We start from the raw sequence: 18605 nt of genomic DNA, 5'->3' as shown, positions 1-18605 counted from the left end.
GGAAACAAGCAGATATGGCAAGTTCTGGTGGTAATGGTGCAGACAAGCGTCCGGTGGTGACGCGCTTTGCGCCCAGTCCAACCGGCTTCCTTCACATCGGCAACGCCCGCACCGGTCTGTTCTCCTGGCTGTACGCCCGGCATCACGGCGGACAGGCGCTGCTGCGGATCGAGGATACGGACAAGAAACGCTCCACGCAGGAAGCCATCGACGTGATCCTCGAAGGGCTCGACTGGCTCGGCCTCGAATTCGATAATGAGCCGGTTTATCAGACCCAGCAGGCGCAGCGTCATGCCGATGTCGCGATGAAATTGCTGGAGGCAGGCCGCGCGTACAAGTGTTTTGCAACGCCTGAAGAACTGACTGAAATGCGAGAGCAGCAGAGGGCCGCAAAGCAGCCCCTTCGCTACGATGGCCGCTGGCGCGATCGCGATCCGTCAGAGGCGCCCGAGGGTGCGCCCTTCACGGTTCGTATCAAGACGCCGGAAGGCGGGGAAACAATTATCGAAGATGCGGTGCAGGGCCGCGTGAAGGTGGATAACCGCGAGATCGACGATTTCATCCTGCTGCGCGCCGATGGTTCGCCCACCTATATGCTGGCCGTGGTGGTGGACGATATGGATATGGGCTGCACCCACATCATTCGCGGTGACGATCACCTGAATAACGCCTTCCGCCAGATCCAGGTCATTCGCGCGATGAACGGCGCAAATGGTGGCGATCCGATCGAGGATGGCTGGGAAGAACCGACCTACGCCCATGTTCCGCTGATCCACGGCAATGATGGCGCAAAGCTTTCCAAGCGTCACGGCGCGCTGGGAGTGCGCGATTATCGCGACATGGGCATCCTTCCCGAAACGCTGTTCAACTATCTTCTCCGCCTTGGATGGGGGCATGGCGACCAGGAAGAATTCAGCCGGGAAGAGGCGATTTCGCTGTTCGATATCAGTGCGGTGAACAAGGGTCCCAGCCGCTTTGACATGAAAAAGCTGCTGAACATGAACGGCAATTACATCCGCGTGGCGGACGATGCACGGCTTGCCGGCCTCGTGGCTCCGCTGGTGGGGCCGGAAGCTGATGTCGCCCTGTTGACCGAGGCCATGCCCGTGCTGAAGATGCGCGCGCGCGATCTCAACGAACTGGCCGAGGGATCGGCCTTCCTTTTCAGCAAGCGCCCCCTCGCCATGACGGACAAGGCGAGCGCCCTGCTGGATGACGAAGCGCGTGAGCGTCTTGCAGCGATTTCCAAACGGTTGCATGCGGAAACGGACTGGACAATCGATGCGCTGGAGGCCAATTTGAAGGCCTATGCGGAAGAGCTTGAGCTTGGCTTGGGCAAACTTGCGCAGCCGCTTCGTGCGGCGCTTACAGGGCAAACCACATCGCCCGGAATTTTCGACGTGCTGGTGCTTCTTGGGAAAGAAGAAAGCCTGGCGCGGATTGATGATCAAACCGGTGGCTGAGACAACCTCTCAATCATCGAGAACAAACATTTGAAGGAGAACGGCTTTGGCTGACAAGCAAGCGGAATTGACGGTAGATGGCGAAAACTACGAATTCCCCACCCTGAAAGGCAGCTGCGGTCCTGACGTGATCGATATCCGCAAGCTTTACGGCAAGACCGACAAGTTCACGTTCGACCCTGGCTACAAGTCGACTGCATCATGCGAAAGTGCGCTGACATTCATTGATGGCGACGAGGGTGTACTGCTGCACCGCGGCTATCCCATCGGCCAGCTGGCGGAAAATTCCAGCTTCATGGAAGTGGCCTATCTGCTGCTGAACGGCGAACTGCCTGATCAGGACGAATACGCCGATTTCACCAATACGATCACCTATCACACCATGCTGCATGATCAGATGCGGCAGTTTTACCAGGGTTTCCGCCGCGATGCGCACCCCATGGCCATCATGTGCGGCGTGGTGGGTGCTCTGTCGTCCTTCTACCACGACAGCACCGATATCTCTGACCCGGAGCATCGCAAGATCTCCAGCCATCGCCTGATCGCCAAGATGCCGACGATCGCTGCCTGGGCATACAAATATGCCGTGGGTCAGCCCTTCATGCAGCCGGACAATTCGCTCAGCTACACGGGCAATTTCCTGCGTATGACATTCGGCGTTCCGGCAGAGGAATACGAGGTTGTCCCCGCTGTTGAAAAGGCGATGGACCGCATCTTCATCCTGCATGCCGATCATGAGCAGAACGCATCCACATCCACCGTGCGCCTTGCCGGTTCTTCGGGTGCCAATCCCTTCGCTTGTATCTCTGCCGGCATTGCCTGCCTGTGGGGCCCCGCGCATGGCGGCGCTAATGAGGCCGCGCTCAACATGCTGCGTGAAATCGGCACGCCGGATCGCATCCCGCACTATATCGAGCGTGCGAAGGACAAGAATGACCCGTTCCGCCTGATGGGTTTCGGTCACCGCGTTTACAAGAATTACGACCCGCGTGCCACGGTGATGCAGAAGACCGTGCGCGAGGTGTTTGACGCGCTGAAGGTGAAGGACCCCGTGTTCGAAACCGCTCTGCAGCTGGAAGAAATGGCCCTTAACGATCCGTATTTCCAGGAAAAGAAGCTGTTCCCCAACGTGGACTTCTATTCCGGCGTGATCCTTTCCGCGATCGGTTTCCCGACCACGATGTTCACCGCGCTTTTCGCGCTTGCCCGCACAGTTGGCTGGGTGGCGCAGTGGAACGAGATGATCTCCGATCCCGGCCAGGTCATCGGCCGTCCGCGCCAGTTGTACACCGGCCCGACGCAGCGCGATTACGTGCCGCTCGACAAGCGTTAAGAGCCATCGCTAATCAGGAGACGCCCGGTCGAACGGCCGGGCGTTTTCGTATCTGGCGCAGATCAGCGCGGCTGCTTGCGCCGCTCTGCGAAGCTGGGCAGTTGCAGCGTGAAGCGTGCGCCGTGCCCTTTGGCGCTCTCCACCGTCAACGTGCCATCCATCGCTTCCGCCAAACGGCGAGAAATATACAGGCCAAGGCCTGATCCTCCATCGCCGCTGCGGCCAAGTCGTTCGAACTTGTTGAACACTTTTTCCTGCTGCGAATCGTCCAGGCCTTCACCCTGATCGGCCACGGTGATCTGGGCCGATTCGCCGTCAGTTTCCGTTCTGATCCACACCTGGCCGCCTTCCGGAGAGTGGCGAATGGCGTTTCCGACAAGATTCAGCAGGATTTGCAGAACACGCCGGAATTCTCCAATCGCGGGCACGCTGTCCGCCGATTTGGGAGCGTCAAGCACGATGCCCCGCTCTCCCGCACGCACGCCAAGGATGCCCACGGCACGGCGGGCGACATCGCCAAGATCGATCATGTCGGGCGCAGTGACAAACTGATCATCCTCCACCAGATCCAGCGTGGTAAGATCGTCGATCAGCGCCAGCAGGTGTTCGCCCGCCGTGGCAATATCGGCCGCATAGTTGCTGTATTCATCGGCCAGCGGTCCGGCCAACTGTGTGCGGATGGTTTCCGCATTGGCAATGATGCGGCTGACGGGCTGACGCAACACAGGCGCGATATCGCGGCCGATGCCGCTTGTCCGGTCACCCTCCCCGCTTTTGCTCGGCGCGGCGCCAGGCAGCGGTTGCTGCGGTGAAAGGTAAAGTTCGAAGCCGTCGCTGCCCGGCTGCGGCTTGCCCAGTGGCACAAGGCTGACGGTCCAACTCCGCGCAGAGCCAGGGATATCGACTGTTGCGCCGTCCAGCAGGCGCCAGTGCATGGGTTTGTGCAGGGGTTTGTGGCTCTTGCCGCCGCCGGGTGTGATGAAGCTGGTCCACGCTTCGCCAATTCCTGCCTGCATCTTTGAGGCAAGTTCGGAAAGATCATCGCTATCACAATCAACCGCCAGCAACTCCTGCGACGGGCCAAGCCGCGCACTCAATCCGGCGATTTGCCGCACCAGTGCCAGCCTGTCGCGTGATGCGTCAGCCTTGGAGGGTGCCCTGATCGCTTCGGTCTGCCAATCGGCGATGGCGATGGACACGCCCTTACCGGCCGGCTCCACCTCCACCCAGGCCGTGATCTGTTCGCTCTCGTCCTGCGCATGGATGACCCGCGCCATGCGCAGGCCATAGACGCGCGTCTTGCGCACCAGTTCAATCAGCGCAGGCGTTACCAGCGGGCCGGGCAATTCACCGCCCGCGCGCAGGTGAAAGCCTGCCAGCGGCTCATCGGCCTCGACAAGGCGATCCTGCGCGTCGGTACGCGCGCGCGCGATGATGGATGCAGGGGCTGACATCATCTCAGCCTGCCAGTCCCGGCGCGGCAGAGGTCAGCAAGGCAGCGGCACGGTCTGCACGCAGCATGTCGAAACCTTCTGGCAGAGTGATGTCGGGATGAAGGTAAAGAAATTGCTCCTCCACGGCGCTCTGCCCCAGCCCCGCTGCGCGCAGGGATAGTGCGAGGCGTGCACACTGGTTTTCTCCAAGGGAGAGGACGACCACATCCCGATCCTGCTCCGATGCCATGTAGAGCGCCGTCAGGAATACGGAAAGGCCGGCATGGTCCACGGCCAGGGCGCGGGTGGCGGTGCTGCCCATGGCCATCACCAGGCGCGTAATCTGCCCGACGCGGCGATCGCTTTCGCTATATTCGCTACGCAGCCGATCACACACGGATTGCGCTTCTGCCGAATAATCGGTCTGGCTGTTTTTCAAGGCCTTGGTAGCGGCATGAAACAATTCGGCGGGCAGTTCTGCCAGAGGCAGTTCCATCCGTCGCTGGTGCTGCATGAAGCGCGCCTGCGCCGCAACCACGCGCATGGCCGCCGCTGCCTGCATCTCATCCTTCGATGCGGCCAGTTCCTGCAACAGCGGGGACAGCACCGGGTCAATCCCGCTGCGAGAGTTCAGGCGATCGGCAAGCTGAGCCTCGATCGAGAGCGCATGGGCGTGGCCAAGGAACGCGGTGTCTTCCAGCAACAGGGTAGCGAGCTGATCCTGCCGCGCGTCCACGAATTCGCTCTGCGCTTCTTTCGCAACCACTTCCGCCAGCTTGAAAAGCAGTTGGCGGGCAAGGTGGCCCATCATGCCGCGTATCTTGGCAATAACCTCGTCATTGAACAGCGCATGGTCATCATTCGCCAGCAGATGACGCAATATCGGGCGCGCGGTCGACAGGATGACATCACCCTGCGCCAGCTCACCGCGCAACATGTCCTCAACATTGGTGGCAGATTGCCCGGTGGTGTTCGTGTCGTTCATTCTTCAGCCGATAGCGCAACTTGGTTAAACGCGCGTTATCTGCGTGGCAGCATGATATTGGCCGCAAGCACCAGCAGACCCACCAGCATTATCGCCAGTTCCGGCGTGATGAACAGCGCCAGCAAGCCGATAACGCCAGCGATCAGCATCCTGTCGCGCAAGGGTTCCAGCCATTCCGGCACGGTGCGACGATCCAGCAGGAACAGCGATGCGACCAGAACCACGGGCGGAAAGATGCTGCGATGAAACAGGCTGTCGATTGCCATGATACCAACGGCCAGCAGCGCCGCGTCGATCCCCATGCGCAGCCAGGGCAAGCGCCTGATCCGGCCAAAAGGGGCCACCAACAGGCGTGACAGGGCCAAAAAAGCTTCCAGCACGGGCACGCTAAGCGCAATGAGGAAAAAGCCGAGAACCGGACGTTCGAAAAGCCCCGCTGCAACGCCGCCGCCCAGCAGAATTGCGCAAAGCAACAGCAAGGCGGGCCGCGCATAGGGCGTGTCGAGCATGCGCGTGCCCGCAGCCCGCACCAGCGCATTGCCCAGCCAGCGCGAAACTGCGCCAGGCGCCACTTCGCCCAGATGGCTGCGCTGCCAGTCGCTTGCCACGGCGCTCGCCGCATCGTCGGAGGCGATCAGCGTCCACCTGCCATCATCCAGCATGCTATCGGCAAGGCGCGCTTCGGGCAGGCGTTGCTGCAAGGCTATGCGCAGCAGGGCACCGTGAGGTGCAATATCCTCCGGCAAATCGGCAAGCTTGCCCAGCCAGCGGCCCGGCATCGTAAGCGCCCCCGCCCACGCGCGATCAAGATCAATCCGCTCCAGCCCGGCGCTGGCCCCCGGACCGGCGGAAACCATCAGGATACGGTCCCCTTCGGCACGAAGCAGGTCCAGTGCGGTGGGCGATTCGGGCAGCAGGCCGGGTTGCAGCACCATCAGGCTGTCAGCATCCCCGATAATGCCGGGCAAGGCATGGCCACTGGTGATAACCTGGAATTTCAACCCCAGCTTTTCTGCCGCATGGCGCAAGGCGATCCCATCCTGCGATGCCCCGCCTCCATGCGCGATTATGCAGTCGCACCCTGCCTCGCGCGCGAACATCAATTGCCGCTGCGCCAGCGATTTGCCAGCGATCGATGGCAAATCCCCTTCACCCGGCTGCGGGAGAGAGATCAGCGCGGCGCGCATGGCAAGAAATTCCACTGGTGCATCCATGCCTAGCTAAGGACGGACGGAGCCGCTGCCAAGGCGGACTGAAGGCGAAACAGATAAACTGTCGGTATCATCGGCTACACAGTGGGTTTTAACCTTTGGGCTGGTTCCATGGCCTTTGGCGTGTGTTAAGAAAGAATCATGAGCCGCTGGAAAAACCTGGTCCCTTCGCAGGACGATACTGCCGCCGATCCCATCGAGGATTCCGCCTTCGATGTGAGTGAGGACGAAGTCTACGAAACCTCCGTTGACGAGGTGTATGAAGAGGATGTGTGGGAGGACGAGCCGGAGAGGCCGCGCGGTACCTGGATCGCCCCTGCATTGGCTGTAGCTGCAGCTGTTGCCTGGACGATATTCTTTGTCTGGGCGCAATTTCCGGCGATGGCCGCCGGCGCGTCTGCCAGCCAGTGGATAGACTGGATCGTGCAGTGGTCCGTGCCGCTGATCCTTCTGATGGGCATCTACCTGATCGCCATGCGCAACAGCCGGCGCGAAGCCAATCGCTTCACCGATGCAGCGCGCGCCCTGGCGCATGAATCTACGCAGCTGGAAAGCCGACTCCACGCCGTGAACCGCGAACTTGCCCTGGCGCGGGACTTTATCGAATCCCAATCCCGCGATCTGGAGTCTCTTGGCCGTGTCGCGGTGGAGCGTATTTCCACCAATGCGGATCGATTGCAGGATCTTGTCCGTGACAATTCCGCCCAGGTGGAAAGCATCGGCCATGTCAGCGAAACGGCCGTGGGGAATATGGAGCGGCTGCGAGATCAGCTGCCCGTGCTGACCAACGCCGCGCGCGATATGAACAACCAGCTTGGCGGCACCGGCCAGTCCGCACAGGATCGGGTGGACAAGCTTGCATCTGCCTTCGAACGGCTGAACGGTTTCAACGAGACCGGCGAAGCGCATGTCGCACAGATTGGCGAGAAGGTGGACGCCACGCTTGCATCCTTCGAAAAACAGATTGTCGCACTGGGCGATCTTGCCGGGCAACGCTTTGAACGTCTGCGGGTCAACAGCGATGAATTCCGCCGGGAGCTGGAGGCAGCCGAAGAGCGCGCCTTTGACGCCATTGCCTCCCGATCGGAGGGGCTGGCCCGCCAGATGCGCGATGACGCCGAAGCCTTGCATGCAAGGGAAGCCGCGGCGGCAACGGCTATGCGCGAGCGCCTCTCGGCCCTGCGTATCGAGGGTGAAGAGCTGGTCGAGACCATGGATGGCGGACAGGCAGAGGCGGCCGAGCGTTGGTCTAAGGCGATCACCGCGCTGGAAGACCGGATGAAGGAAGTTCTCGACGGTGTCGTGAAGCTGGACGAATCGGCGATGACCAATGCCCGGATGCGGCTTGTCGCCCTGAATGACGAGGCCAGCAGGGTGGACCAACGGCTCGCCAGCAGCATGGCCGCCTTTGACGACGATTTCGCCCGCAGGCGTCAGGCCAGCGAGGAAAGCCAGCATGACGCGCTTGCCGCGCTTGAGCAGCGCATTCTGGAATTCGATCAGCGTATTGCCGATCGCCAGAAAGAGCATCTGGCACATGTCGCGGGTCTGGCAGAGCAAGGTGAAGCCCTTGCCGGACGCCTCTCTGCCATCGACACGGAGATCGCGCAGCTTGGCACGCAGGCCGATGAAACCGGCACCAAAGTGGCGGACGCTGCGGGGACACTGTCTGATCGCCTGGCGCAGAACCGGAACGTGCTGAACGAAAGCGCCACCTTCCTGGGCCGCATGACGGATGACAGCGTGCGCCTGCTCGAAATCATCCGCTCCAGCGCGGATCATTCCGAAGGGGCGCTGTCAGATGCAGTGGCGGGCGCTGAAACGCGCCTCAATTCTTTCGGCACGACCGCTCGCGAACTGCACAGGCTGATCGAAGATGCAGAGACGCGCGGCAGCAATCTTGCCGGCCAGTTGGATAAATCGCGCGAATCCGGCACAGCTTCGCTGGATCAAATGAAGGAGCTGGAAGACCAGCTCTCTGCCGTCGCTACCGAGACGGAACGTGTTGCAGAGCGCACCTCTCAAGAACTGCGCAGCGCGATCGACATGCTGAGCGCGGCCTCTGCCTCTGTCCTCGAAAACCTGCGTGAAGAGCAGACCGAGGCCGTCAACGCATTGGCCGATCAGGTTGCCGAGGCTAGCCGCGATCAGTTGGCCAAAGCCATGCGCCGCCATGCGAAGGAGACGATCGCAGAGCTGGAGCAGGCGACAAACCGCGCGGATGAGGCTGGACGCGAAACTGCGCAGCTGCTGCGGGAGCAACTTTCCCGCATCAATGATCTTGCGGCCAATCTGGAACAACGCGTGGAATACGCCCGCGAGAAGGCCGAAGAGAACGTCGATAGTGATTTCGCCCGGCGCATGGCCCTGATTACAGAGGCGCTGAATTCCAGCTCAATCGATATTGCCAAGGCATTCGATAACGACATCGGCGACACGCAATGGGCGCATTACCTGCGCGGTGATCGCGGCATTTTCACCCGCCGTGCCGTGCGCCTTCTGGACAAGCACGACGCCCGCCAGGTCAGCGCGATCTACTCCGAAGATGCCGAGTTCCGTGAGACGGTGAACCGCTACATTCACGACTTCGAGGCCATGTTGCGCAACATACTGGCGACGCGCGATGGGCACGCCATGGCGGTGACCCTGCTATCCAGCGACATGGGCAAACTGTACGTGGCGATGGCGCAAGCGATAGACCGGCTGCGCGACTAGGTTGTATGACCCAAGCTTAGCCGCATGGAATTGCGCTTTAGCTGGGGCCCATCTGGCCAAGTAGATCTACGTCTTCAACGGTGATCCACTGCTGCGAATAATTGGCGACGAACAGCGCCGTCAGGCAGGCCGCAAGCAATGTGGCCCGGAAGGCGACTCTGCCCGGCCGGAAATTGGCTGGGGCACTGTCTGCCTGGCCTGGCACCTTGGCGATACCCGCCTCGTCATGCGTTTTCACACCGAACGGCAACAGCAGGAATGCGCACATCACCCAGAACAGGGCATAAATGGCGATGATGGAGGTAATCTGCATGTCGGGCGGTGTCCTTACTCGCCTGCCATGATCACGCGCGTCTGCGGCTTCTTTCCAGACCAGCGCTGAGCAGCCCGGCGCGCGGCGAGGCGTGCAGCTTCCATCACCGCGTCACGATCCTGCCCGCGCTTGCCTTTCAGTTTGCCCAGCGACGTGCGAACATCATTTTCTGCCTCTTCAACGAAGTCATCGTAATCCTCATCCAGCGGCAGGCCGATCCCTTCGATCTGCACACCGCCCGCCTGATCCAGCACCACGATCAGCAAGCCATCGCGCGAAAGCCGACGGCGCATGGTGATGGCGTCGCCATCGGAAGGCACGATGATATCACCGTCCAGCACCAGCCTGCCGGTATGCACTTCGGCGATCTTGCCGGGGCTGCCGGGCGCAAGACGCACGATGTCGCCGTTCTTCTGGAACACGGCATGGGCGATACCGGCAGCGCGCCCTACCCTTGCCTGCTCCTGCATATGGCGGATTTCCCCATGAACCGGCACGAGTATCTCCGGACGCAGCCAGCCATAAAGCGCTTCAAGCTCCGGCCGACCGGGATGGCCCGATACGTGGATTTCGCTCTGCCTGTCGGTCACCATCACAATGCCGCGTTCAGCCAGTTGGTTCTGCACGCGGCCAATCGCAATGTCATTGCCGGGGATGACGCGGCTAGAGAACAGGATCACATCGCCTTCATCCAGGCTGAGCGGGTGGTTGCCATCGGCAATGCGCGAAAGCGCGGCGCGGGGCTCGCCCTGCCCGCCCGTGGCGATGATCATCACCTCGCCGCGCGGCAGGCCCATTGCGGTGTCGAAATCCATCGTATCGGGAAAATCATCCAGATAGCCATTTGCGCTGGCCACTTCGATCATGCGGTCAAGCGATCGCCCGGCAACGCAAAGCTGGCGATTGGTTTGCCGGGCCACTTCGCCAAGCGTCTTCAGCCGGGCGACGTTGGATGCGAAAGTGGACACCAGCACCCGCCTGCCGGAATGTTTCTGCGTTTCCTCCAGTAGTCCGCGGAATACGGCCCCTTCGCTTCCTGAAGGTACGGGATTGAAGACATTGGTGGAATCGCACACCATCGCCAGCACGCCTTCGTCACCGATTTCGGAAAGCTCCTCCTCAGTAGCGGGCGTGCCGATCTGCGGCTCATCATCCAGCTTCCAGTCGCCGGTGTGGAAGATACGGCCATATGGCGTATCGATTAGCAGCGCGTTGCCCTCTGCGATGGAGTGGGCCAGCGGGATATAGGTGACGGTGAACGGACCGATGTCGATTTGGCCGTGATCCTCCTCGATCACGTTGAGTTTGATCTCGCGCGTCAGGCCCGCCTCGTCCAGCTTGCGCCGGATCAGGTCTGCCGTGAAGGGCGTGGCATAGAGCGGCACGCCCAGATCCGCCGCGAAATAGGGGATCGCGCCGATATGGTCCTCGTGCGCGTGGGTCAGCACGATGCCCAGCAAATCGCGGGCTCGCTCCTCGATAAATTCGGGATCGGCAAACATCAGCTCGGTACCGGGATATTCGTTGGAGCCGAAGCTCATCCCCAGGTCCACCATCAGCCACTTGCCCTGGCAGCCATAAAGATTGACGTTCATGCCAATCTCTCCGGATCCTCCCAGTGCCAGGAAAAGCAATTCGTCCTGCGGGGTGAAATCTTTTTTCATGTCGCTCCTGCGCGCTGGGCCAGGATCTGCAGGCCGCGGATGGTAAGGTCGGCGTCTATTCGGTCGAAAATATCGGTCTTCTGGTCAAACAGGATGGCTAGCCCGCCTGTGGCCACCACCGTTACGGGGCGACCGATCTGCGCCTTCATGCGCTCTATCAAGCCTTCCATCATCGCTACATACCCCCAAAAGACCCCTATCAACATCTGGTCTTCGGTGTTGCGTCCGATAACATTGCCGGTTTCGGGCGCTTCGATGGCAATGCGCGGCAGCTTGGCCGTCTTGCCCACCAGCGCATCCAGCGAAAGATTGATGCCCGGCGCGATGATGCCGCCCTTGTAGGCACCGTTATAATCGACAGCTTCGAACTTGGTCGCGGTGCCGAAATCCACCACGATCATGTCTCCGCCCACCAATTTATGCGCCGCGATGCAATTCAGCGCGCGATCCGCGCCCAGCGTGTTGGGCTGCTCCACATCGATTTCAAAGCCCCAGGCAGTCTTGCCCTCGCCCGCGATCAGCGGTTCGATGCCGAAATACTTGTTAGCCAGCACGGAAAGATTGTGATCCGCGCGTGGCACCACCGATCCGAAGATGATGCTGGTGACGGCGCTACGCTCTATCCCCTCAATGGCGAGAAGTTGCAGCAGCCACGTGGCATATTCATCGCCCGTACGCCGCCCGTCCGTGGCGATGCGCCAGCGGGCGCGGATTTCCGTACCGTCGAACAGGGCGAAAACAACATTGGTATTGCCGACATCGACTGCGAGCAGCATCAGCGTTCCTCCAGCAAAACATCGCCTGCGTGCACCATATGTGTGGTGCCATCGGGCAGGCGCAAGCGTAGCGCGCCATGCTGATCGAGGCCATCAAATGTGCCCGATATGCGCGAACCATCAGAGTTATGCACGCACAGCGCGGTGCCCGGCTTGTGCGCGGCGGCCTTCCACCTGTTGATGATCGGCTCGGCGCCGAACTCGCGCCAGCGCTGAAATTCCAGCGCCATCTGATTGGCGAGCGCCTGGGCGAATGCATCGCGTTCGGGTGCCGGACCTGTGTCCGACAATGCCTTTACCTTGCGGTCTTCAATGGCGGGCGCGGCCTTCAGGTTCACGCCAATGCCGATCACCGCATGGCCGGCCTCACGTTCCAGCAACAGGCCACAGAACTTTGCCCCTTCGAACAGCACATCGTTCGGCCATTTCAGCATGAGGGCTGATGGATTGGCCAGCATGGGGAGCACAGTTTCATACACGGCCAGCGCGGCGACGAAGCTGAGCGTGGCTGGCGCGGGGTCCCGATCGTGCAACTGCACCGCGGTGGACCCCATGAAATTGCCCGGCGCATCGATCCAGCTGCGGCCCTGCCGCCCTCGCCCGCCTGTCTGACGGTTTGCCACCAGCCAGTGCCCATCCGGCATGCGCTCACCCTGTGCCAGGCGCGCGACCATATCGGCATTGGTGCTGCCGGTTTCGGATACGTACTCTATCGAGGGGGTCAAATCAGAACGCGACGGCCAGCGAGGCTGCGGCCCTGTCTGCCAGATTGCCCAGCGGACCGATCAACAGATAGCCCAGCGGCGAAATCAGCACCGCGCAGATGATCAGCAATGCCCAATGCGGGGTGTCGCTTTCGCCCTTTATCGTGTCGACCGCTTCATCGAAGAACATCACTTTCACGATCTTGATGTAGTAGAAAGCGCCGATAACCGAGGCGGCAATACCAATTGCCGCGATGGCGAGAAGGTCTGCCTCCACCACGGCCTGGAACACCACGAACTTGCCCCAGAAGCCGAACAGCGGCGGAATGCCGGCCAGGCTGAACATCAGCGCCAGCAGGCACCACGCCAGCGCCGGACGGGTGGTGGAAAGTCCTGCCAGGTCGGAGATATTCTCCACCTGGTTACCATTGGCATCGCGCATTAGCAGCACCGCAACGAAGCTGCCGATCGTCATCACCACATAGATGGCGAGGTAGACCATCATCGCACTGGCACCCGCCAGCGTCCCTGCGGCAAGGCCGATCAGGATGAAGCCCACGTTGTTGATCGAGGAATAGGCCAACAGCCGCTTCACGTTCTGCTGTCCGATCGCGCCAAGAGCACCGATTACGATGGAAAGCAGCGCAGCGAATATCACGATCTGGCGCCATGCATCGGCTTGCGTGCCAAAGGCTTCCAGCGATACGCGGGCAAGCAGTGCGACAGCCGCCACCTTGGGCGCGCTGGCGAAGAACATGGTGACGGGCGTCGGCGCGCCTTCGTAAACGTCCGGCGTCCACATATGGAAAGGCGCGGCGCTGATCTTGAAGGCGAGGCCTGCCATTACGAAGGTCAGGCCAAACAGTTGACCGGTGGAAAGCCCATCGGACACTGCCACGGCGATGCCACTGAAATTTGTCGTGCCGGCAAAGCCATAGGTCAGGCTCATGCCGAACAGCAGGATGCCGGATGCAAGGCCGCCCAGCACGAAGTATTTCAGGCCCGCCTCAGCGCTACGCTCATCATCGCGCAGGATGGATGCGAGCACGTAGGCAGAAAGCGAGTTCAGCTCCAGACCGATATACAGCGTCATCAGGTCTGCGGCGGAAACCATAATGCTCATGCCAAGTGCGGCAAACAGCACCAGTACGGGGAACTCGGCGCGCATGTCCCCTGCCCGCTCAAAATAGCGCGGTGCCACCACCAGCGCTGCGCCGCTGGCTGCGAAGATCATCAGCTTGGCAAGGCCAGCAAAGGCATCGGCACGGAACTGGCCGCCAAAGGCAATGGTGTCCGGCCCGGCTGCGCCGCTGCACACGGCGACGGCAACCAGCGCGAAGGCACCGCCCAGCGCGACGGCGGAAGCGATGGAAATGACGCGTGCACCCTTGTCACCGCCCCATGCCGCCAGCAGCAGCAGGATGAGGCCCGAGATCGAGAGAATGATCTCTGGCAGGACCAGCGCGAGTGATTGTGAATAGTCCATCAGTGCGCTCCCCCTTCGGCATGCTCTTCTGCAGGCGGTGCGCCTTCCCCGATGGCCAGATGCGCATCGCCCTCAGGGGCGGACGCAGCAAGACGGGTGTCGAGAAGTTCGATATCGGCACGCATGGGAGCAAGGAAGCTTTCAGGATAAACGCCCATCCACAACACGGCTGCGGCAATCGGGCCAAGCAGCAGATATTCGCGGACGGAAAGATCGGGCATGGCAGCGGCGTCTGCATTCTTCTGAATGCCGAAGACGACGCGGCGATAGAGGTACAGCATGTATGCCGCACCAAGGATGATGCCAGTGGTGCATACAAAAGCTACCCAGCTGTTGGCCTGATAGATGCCGGCCAGTGCAAGGAACTCACCCACGAAGTTGCTGGTGCCCGGCAGGCCAACGCTGGCCATGGTGAACAGCATGAACAACACCGCATAGGCCGGCATGTTAATGGCAAGGCCGCCGTAACGATCGATCTCACGCGTATGCAGGCGATCGTAAATCACGCCCACGCACAGGAACAATGCGCCGGATACCAGGCCATGGCCCAGCATGATCATCATCGCGCCTTCCAGGCCCTGCACGTTGAATGCGAACAGGCCGACGGTCACGATGGCCATATGGGCAACCGACGAGTAGGCGATTAGCTTCTTCATGTCAGCCTGCACCAGCGCGATGAGGCTGGTGAGTACCACGGCAATCATGGAAAGGCCCCACACCAGCCAGGCGAACTGTGCGCTGGCATCAGGGAACATCGGCAGACTGAAACGGATGAAGCCGTAGCCCCCCAGTTTCAGCAACACGCCTGCCAGGATGACGGAGCCCGCAGTAGGCGCCTGCACGTGGGCATCGGGCAGCCAGGTATGCACCGGCCACATGGGCATCTTCACCGCGAAACTGGCGAAGAATGCGAGCCACAGCCAGGTTTGCGCTTCGGGCGCGAAATCATATTCCATCAGCACGGGGACGGAACTGGTGCCGGCCTCGTTCACCATCCACAGCATGGCGATCAGCATCAGTACCGATCCCAGCAGGGTGTAGAGGAAGAACTTGTAGGCCGCGTAAATACGGTTCTGGCCGCCCCACACGCCGATGATCAGATACATCGGGATCAGGCCAGCTTCGAAGAAGATGTAGAACAGGAAGATATCCTGCGCGGCGAACACGCCGATCATCAGCACTTCCATCAGCAGGAAGGCCGCCATGTATTCTCCCACGCGCTTGGTAATGGCTTCCCAGCTTGCGCCGATGCAGATGGGCATCAGGAAAACGCTGAGCATGATCAGCATCAGGGCAATGCCATCAATGCCGAGCGCATATTCGAACCCTGCGAACAGGCCCGCGCTTTCAGTAAACTGCCACTGCGCGCCGCCGATATCGTAATTGGCCCAAAGCACGATGCCCAGCGCCAGATCGATCAGCGTGGCCAGCAGCGCCACCATGCGCGCGGGCTTTGCGTCCATGAACAGGCAGGCGATGGCCCCCAGCAGGGGCACCAGCATCATGACGGAGAGGATAGGAAAGCCGCCCATCAGAACAGCACCCAGGTGATAGCGGCGACAAGGCCAAGCAGCATGATCAGGGCGTAACTCGTAAGATAACCGGACTGGACTTTCTTCGCAAAACCGCTGCCCTGCGACACGACCCAGGCGACGCCGTTGGGGCCGAAGCGATCGATCGTGCCCTCGTCACCCTTCTTCCAGAAGATGCGGCCGAGCCAGAAGGCAGGCTTCACGAAGATGAAGTTGTAAAGCTCGTCGAAATACCACTTGTTCAGAACGAAGCGATAGACCGGGCCAAGCTGCTCCGCTGTCTGGCGCGGAACGCTTGTGTTGCGGATGTATGCATACCAGGCGCCGACAAAGCCCAGCACCATCACGATAAGCGCGGCATATTTCACCAGCGTCGGAACCTCGTGCATGGCGTGCATCAGGTGCTCATTATAGGCGATGGAGCCGTTCCAGAAGCCGGGCTGATCGAGGAAGGCATCGTGGAACACCTGTCCTGCAAAGATTGCACCGATGCTGAGCACCAATAGCGGAATGAGCATGGCAATCGGGCTTTCATGCGGATGGTATCCGCCGGTTCCGTCACCATGCTTTGGATCCGGCACGGCATGCGTCACGTCATGGCCTGCATCTTCCTGAGAAGCGGGGTTCGCCTCGTCCGGCTCGTCATGCCCGTGGTGGACGGCGTGCTGGATATGCTCGCTCTCGATCCAGCGCGGCTTGCCCCAGAAGGTGAGGAACATCAGGCGCCAGCTGTAGAAACTGGTGAGCAGCGCGGCGATCGTGCCAAGCCAGAAGGCCAGCGATGAATATTCACCCGCCGATGCATATGCGACTTCGAGGATGGCATCCTTCGACCAGAACCCAGCAAAGCCTGCGCCGAGGTGGTAAACACCCACGCCGGTAATCGCCAGCGTGCCGAACATCATCGCCCAGAAGGTGACGGGGATCTGCTTCCGCAGGCCGCCGTAATACCGCATGTCCTGCTCATGATGCATGGCATGGATGACCGAGCCTGCACCAAGGAACAGCAGGGCCTTGAAGAAGGCGTGCGTGAACAGGTGGAACATGGCCGCACCATAGGCACCCACGCCTGCGGCAAAGAACATGTAGCCAAGCTGCGAACAGGTGGAATAGGCGATCACGCGCTTGATATCCCACTGCGTGGTGCCGATCGTTGCAGCAAAGAAGCAGGTGGCAGCGCCAACCACTGTGACGACGGCCAGCGCATCCGGCGCAGCTTCGAACATCGGCGAAAGACGGCACACCATGAATACGCCCGCGGTCACCATGGTGGCGGCATGGATCAGGGCGGAAACAGGCGTCGGGCCTTCCATCGCGTCCGGTAGCCAGGTGTGCAGGCCCAACTGCGCGGATTTGCCCATCGCACCCACGAACAGCAGCAGGCAGATGATTGTCATCGTATCCCAGCGAGCGCCCATGAAGGTGATGGTGCTGCCCTGCATCGCAGAGGCTGCGGCAAGAATTTCGGGAATGCTGGTGGTCTGGAACACCAGGAATGTGCCGAAGATGCCGAGCATGAAGCCAAGGTCGCCCACGCGGTTCACCACGAAAGCCTTGATTGCGGCGGCATTGGCGGAAGGCTTCTTGTACCAGAAGCCGATCAGCAGATAGCTGGCAAGGCCCACGCCTTCCCACCCGAAGAACATCTGTACCAAATTGTTAGCCGTCACCAGCATCAGCATGGCGAAGGTGAACAGCGAGAGATAGGCGAAGAAGCGGCTCTGGTCCGGATCTTCCTCCATATAGCCCCAGCTATAGAGGTGGACGAGCGCGGAAACGGTGGTGATTACCACCAGCATAATAGCCGTCAGCGTATCGACACGCAGCGCCCAGTCGAATGACATGTCACCCGATTGCACCCACGTCAGCACGGGCGTGACGCTGGCCTGCGCATCGCCACCGATAAACGACAGGAAGATCGGCCAGCTAAGGCCACAAGCCAGGAACAGCGCGCCCGTGGTCAACACCTTGGCGGCGGTGTGGCCCATCAGGCGGCCACCCAGCCCGGCGATGATCGCGGCCAGAAGCGGCGCGAAAACGATGATAAGGATCGAGTTCAAGGTCTATCCCTTCATCCGGTTTACGTCGTCCACCGCGATGGTGCCGCGGTTACGGAAATAGGTCACGAGAATGGCGAGGCCGATGGCAGCTTCTGCCGCTGCCACGGTGAGTACGAACATGGCGAAGACCTGCCCGGTCAGATCGTTCAGATAGGCACTGAAAGCGACGAGGTTCAAATTCACCGACAGCAGGATCAGTTCAATCGCCATCAGGATGATGATGATGTTCTTGCGGTTGAGGAAGATACCCAGCACGCCGATGACGAACAGGATAGAACTCACCACGAGATAATGTTCGATGCCGATCATAGCTCGACCCCCTTGCCCACTTCGGGACTGACATTGCGCGTCGCCTCATTGGGGTTGCGCGCGTTCTGCTTTGCAATGTCCTGATGGCCGCGCGTGCTGCGCTGTTCACGGTGGGTCAGCACGATGGCACCCACCATGGCCACCAGCAGGATGATGCCGGCGGTTTCGAACAGGAACAGGTAATTGCCGTAAAGCAGCGCTCCCAGGTTTTCGACATTGCTTTCACCCACCAGCGGCGCAGCGCTGCCATCGGGCGTGCCAAGGGCAATCTTGCCGGCGCGATAGGCACCGATGCCCAGCACCAGCTCTGCCAGCAGGATCACCGCGATGGCCACGCCCAGCGGCGCGTTCTTCATGAAGCCTGCGCGCATTTCGGCAAAATCGATGTTCAGCATCATCACCACGAACAGGAACAGCACGGCGACGGCGCCCACGTAGACCACCACCAGCAGCATCGCCAGGAATTCAGCCCCGACGAGCACCATCAGGCCCGCCGCGTTGAAGAAGGCGAGGATGAGCCAGAGCACGGAATGCACCGGGTTGCGCGCAAAGATAGTGAGCGCGCCGGAAGCGAGCATCAATGCGGCAAACAGATAGAAAGCGAAGACGGTCAAAATGAAC

General features: G+C 60.8%; 15 protein-coding genes. 3 read left to right on the top strand and 12 right to left on the bottom strand.

From position 1 onward, the window contains the following. The first annotated feature begins 14 nt into the window (after positions 1 to 14). Both gltX and GRF63_RS08385 read left to right on the top strand, forming a co-directional pair. A complete protein-coding gene (gltX, locus tag GRF63_RS08390; protein WP_160485582.1) occupies positions 15 to 1463 on the top strand; it encodes a glutamate--tRNA ligase in 1449 nt (482 codons plus the stop codon). A 46-nt stretch (positions 1464 to 1509) separates the two neighbouring features. Continuing rightward, on the top strand, positions 1510 to 2796 hold the full coding sequence (locus GRF63_RS08385) for a citrate synthase (RefSeq protein ID WP_160485581.1): 1287 nt from the start codon (positions 1510 to 1512) through the stop codon (positions 2794 to 2796). Between the two features lie 62 nt (positions 2797 to 2858). Here GRF63_RS08385 and GRF63_RS08380 read toward each other — a convergent pair whose 3' ends face one another. The 3 genes from GRF63_RS08380 to GRF63_RS08370 are packed head-to-tail and all read right to left on the bottom strand — an operon-like array spanning position 2859 to position 6416. After that, a complete protein-coding gene (locus GRF63_RS08380; RefSeq protein ID WP_160485580.1) occupies positions 2859 to 4250 on the bottom strand; it encodes a sensor histidine kinase in 1392 nt (463 codons plus the stop codon). 4 nt (positions 4251 to 4254) lie between these two features. After that, positions 4255 to 5214, bottom strand: coding sequence for a hypothetical protein (locus tag GRF63_RS08375; protein ID WP_160485579.1), 960 nt, complete (start codon positions 5212 to 5214; stop codon positions 4255 to 4257). Positions 5215 to 5249: 35 nt separating this feature from the next. Then, complete coding sequence (locus GRF63_RS08370) at positions 5250 to 6416, bottom strand: hypothetical protein (RefSeq protein ID WP_160485578.1); 1167 nt, start codon at positions 6414 to 6416, stop codon at positions 5250 to 5252. Between the two features lie 150 nt (positions 6417 to 6566). Here GRF63_RS08370 and GRF63_RS16380 point away from each other — a divergent pair, with 150 nt between their 5' ends. Further along, positions 6567 to 9140, top strand: a complete 2574-nt coding sequence (locus GRF63_RS16380) for a coiled-coil domain-containing protein (RefSeq protein ID WP_202131659.1) — start codon at positions 6567 to 6569, stop codon at positions 9138 to 9140. A gap of 37 nt (positions 9141 to 9177) precedes the next feature. Here GRF63_RS16380 and GRF63_RS08360 read toward each other — a convergent pair whose 3' ends face one another. Genes GRF63_RS08360 through GRF63_RS08320 form a run of 9 tightly spaced genes read right to left on the bottom strand, consistent with a single transcriptional unit; the run spans position 9178 to position 18601 of the window. Then, entirely contained in the window at positions 9178 to 9453 is a 276-nt protein-coding gene (locus GRF63_RS08360) for a DUF1467 family protein (RefSeq protein ID WP_160485577.1), read from the bottom strand. A 14-nt stretch (positions 9454 to 9467) separates the two neighbouring features. Then, entirely contained in the window at positions 9468 to 11117 is a 1650-nt protein-coding gene (locus GRF63_RS08355) for a ribonuclease J (RefSeq protein WP_160485576.1), read from the bottom strand. After that, on the bottom strand, positions 11114 to 11893 hold the full coding sequence (locus tag GRF63_RS08350) for a type III pantothenate kinase (RefSeq protein ID WP_160485575.1): 780 nt from the start codon (positions 11891 to 11893) through the stop codon (positions 11114 to 11116). Before GRF63_RS08350 ends, GRF63_RS08355 begins: the two co-directional genes overlap by 4 nt. Next, the gene (locus GRF63_RS08345) at positions 11893 to 12618 is read right to left on the bottom strand and encodes a biotin--[acetyl-CoA-carboxylase] ligase (protein ID WP_237392391.1); all 726 of its coding nucleotides are present in this window, start codon (positions 12616 to 12618) and stop codon (positions 11893 to 11895) included. The genes GRF63_RS08350 and GRF63_RS08345 overlap by 1 nt, the downstream gene beginning before the upstream one ends. A gap of 1 nt (position 12619) precedes the next feature. Next, entirely contained in the window at positions 12620 to 14083 is a 1464-nt protein-coding gene (nuoN, locus tag GRF63_RS08340; RefSeq protein ID WP_160485574.1) for an NADH-quinone oxidoreductase subunit NuoN, read from the bottom strand. Beyond that, a complete protein-coding gene (locus GRF63_RS08335; protein ID WP_160485573.1) occupies positions 14083 to 15615 on the bottom strand; it encodes an NADH-quinone oxidoreductase subunit M in 1533 nt (510 codons plus the stop codon). The genes nuoN and GRF63_RS08335 overlap by 1 nt, the downstream gene beginning before the upstream one ends. Then, positions 15615 to 17675, bottom strand: a complete 2061-nt coding sequence (gene nuoL, locus GRF63_RS08330; protein ID WP_160485572.1) for an NADH-quinone oxidoreductase subunit L — start codon at positions 17673 to 17675, stop codon at positions 15615 to 15617. Before nuoL ends, GRF63_RS08335 begins: the two co-directional genes overlap by 1 nt. Before the next feature lie 3 nt (positions 17676 to 17678). Beyond that, on the bottom strand, positions 17679 to 17984 hold the full coding sequence (gene nuoK, locus GRF63_RS08325) for an NADH-quinone oxidoreductase subunit NuoK (RefSeq protein WP_160485571.1): 306 nt from the start codon (positions 17982 to 17984) through the stop codon (positions 17679 to 17681). Next, positions 17981 to 18601, bottom strand: a complete 621-nt coding sequence (locus GRF63_RS08320; protein ID WP_160486280.1) for an NADH-quinone oxidoreductase subunit J — start codon at positions 18599 to 18601, stop codon at positions 17981 to 17983. Before GRF63_RS08320 ends, nuoK begins: the two co-directional genes overlap by 4 nt. Between the last annotated feature and the right edge of the window lie 4 nt (positions 18602 to 18605).

This window comes from Aurantiacibacter rhizosphaerae (genome assembly GCF_009807005.1).
In the GTDB taxonomy this organism is placed as follows: domain Bacteria; phylum Pseudomonadota; class Alphaproteobacteria; order Sphingomonadales; family Sphingomonadaceae; genus Alteraurantiacibacter; species Alteraurantiacibacter rhizosphaerae.
This window is presented reverse-complemented; position numbering and strand designations above follow the sequence as displayed.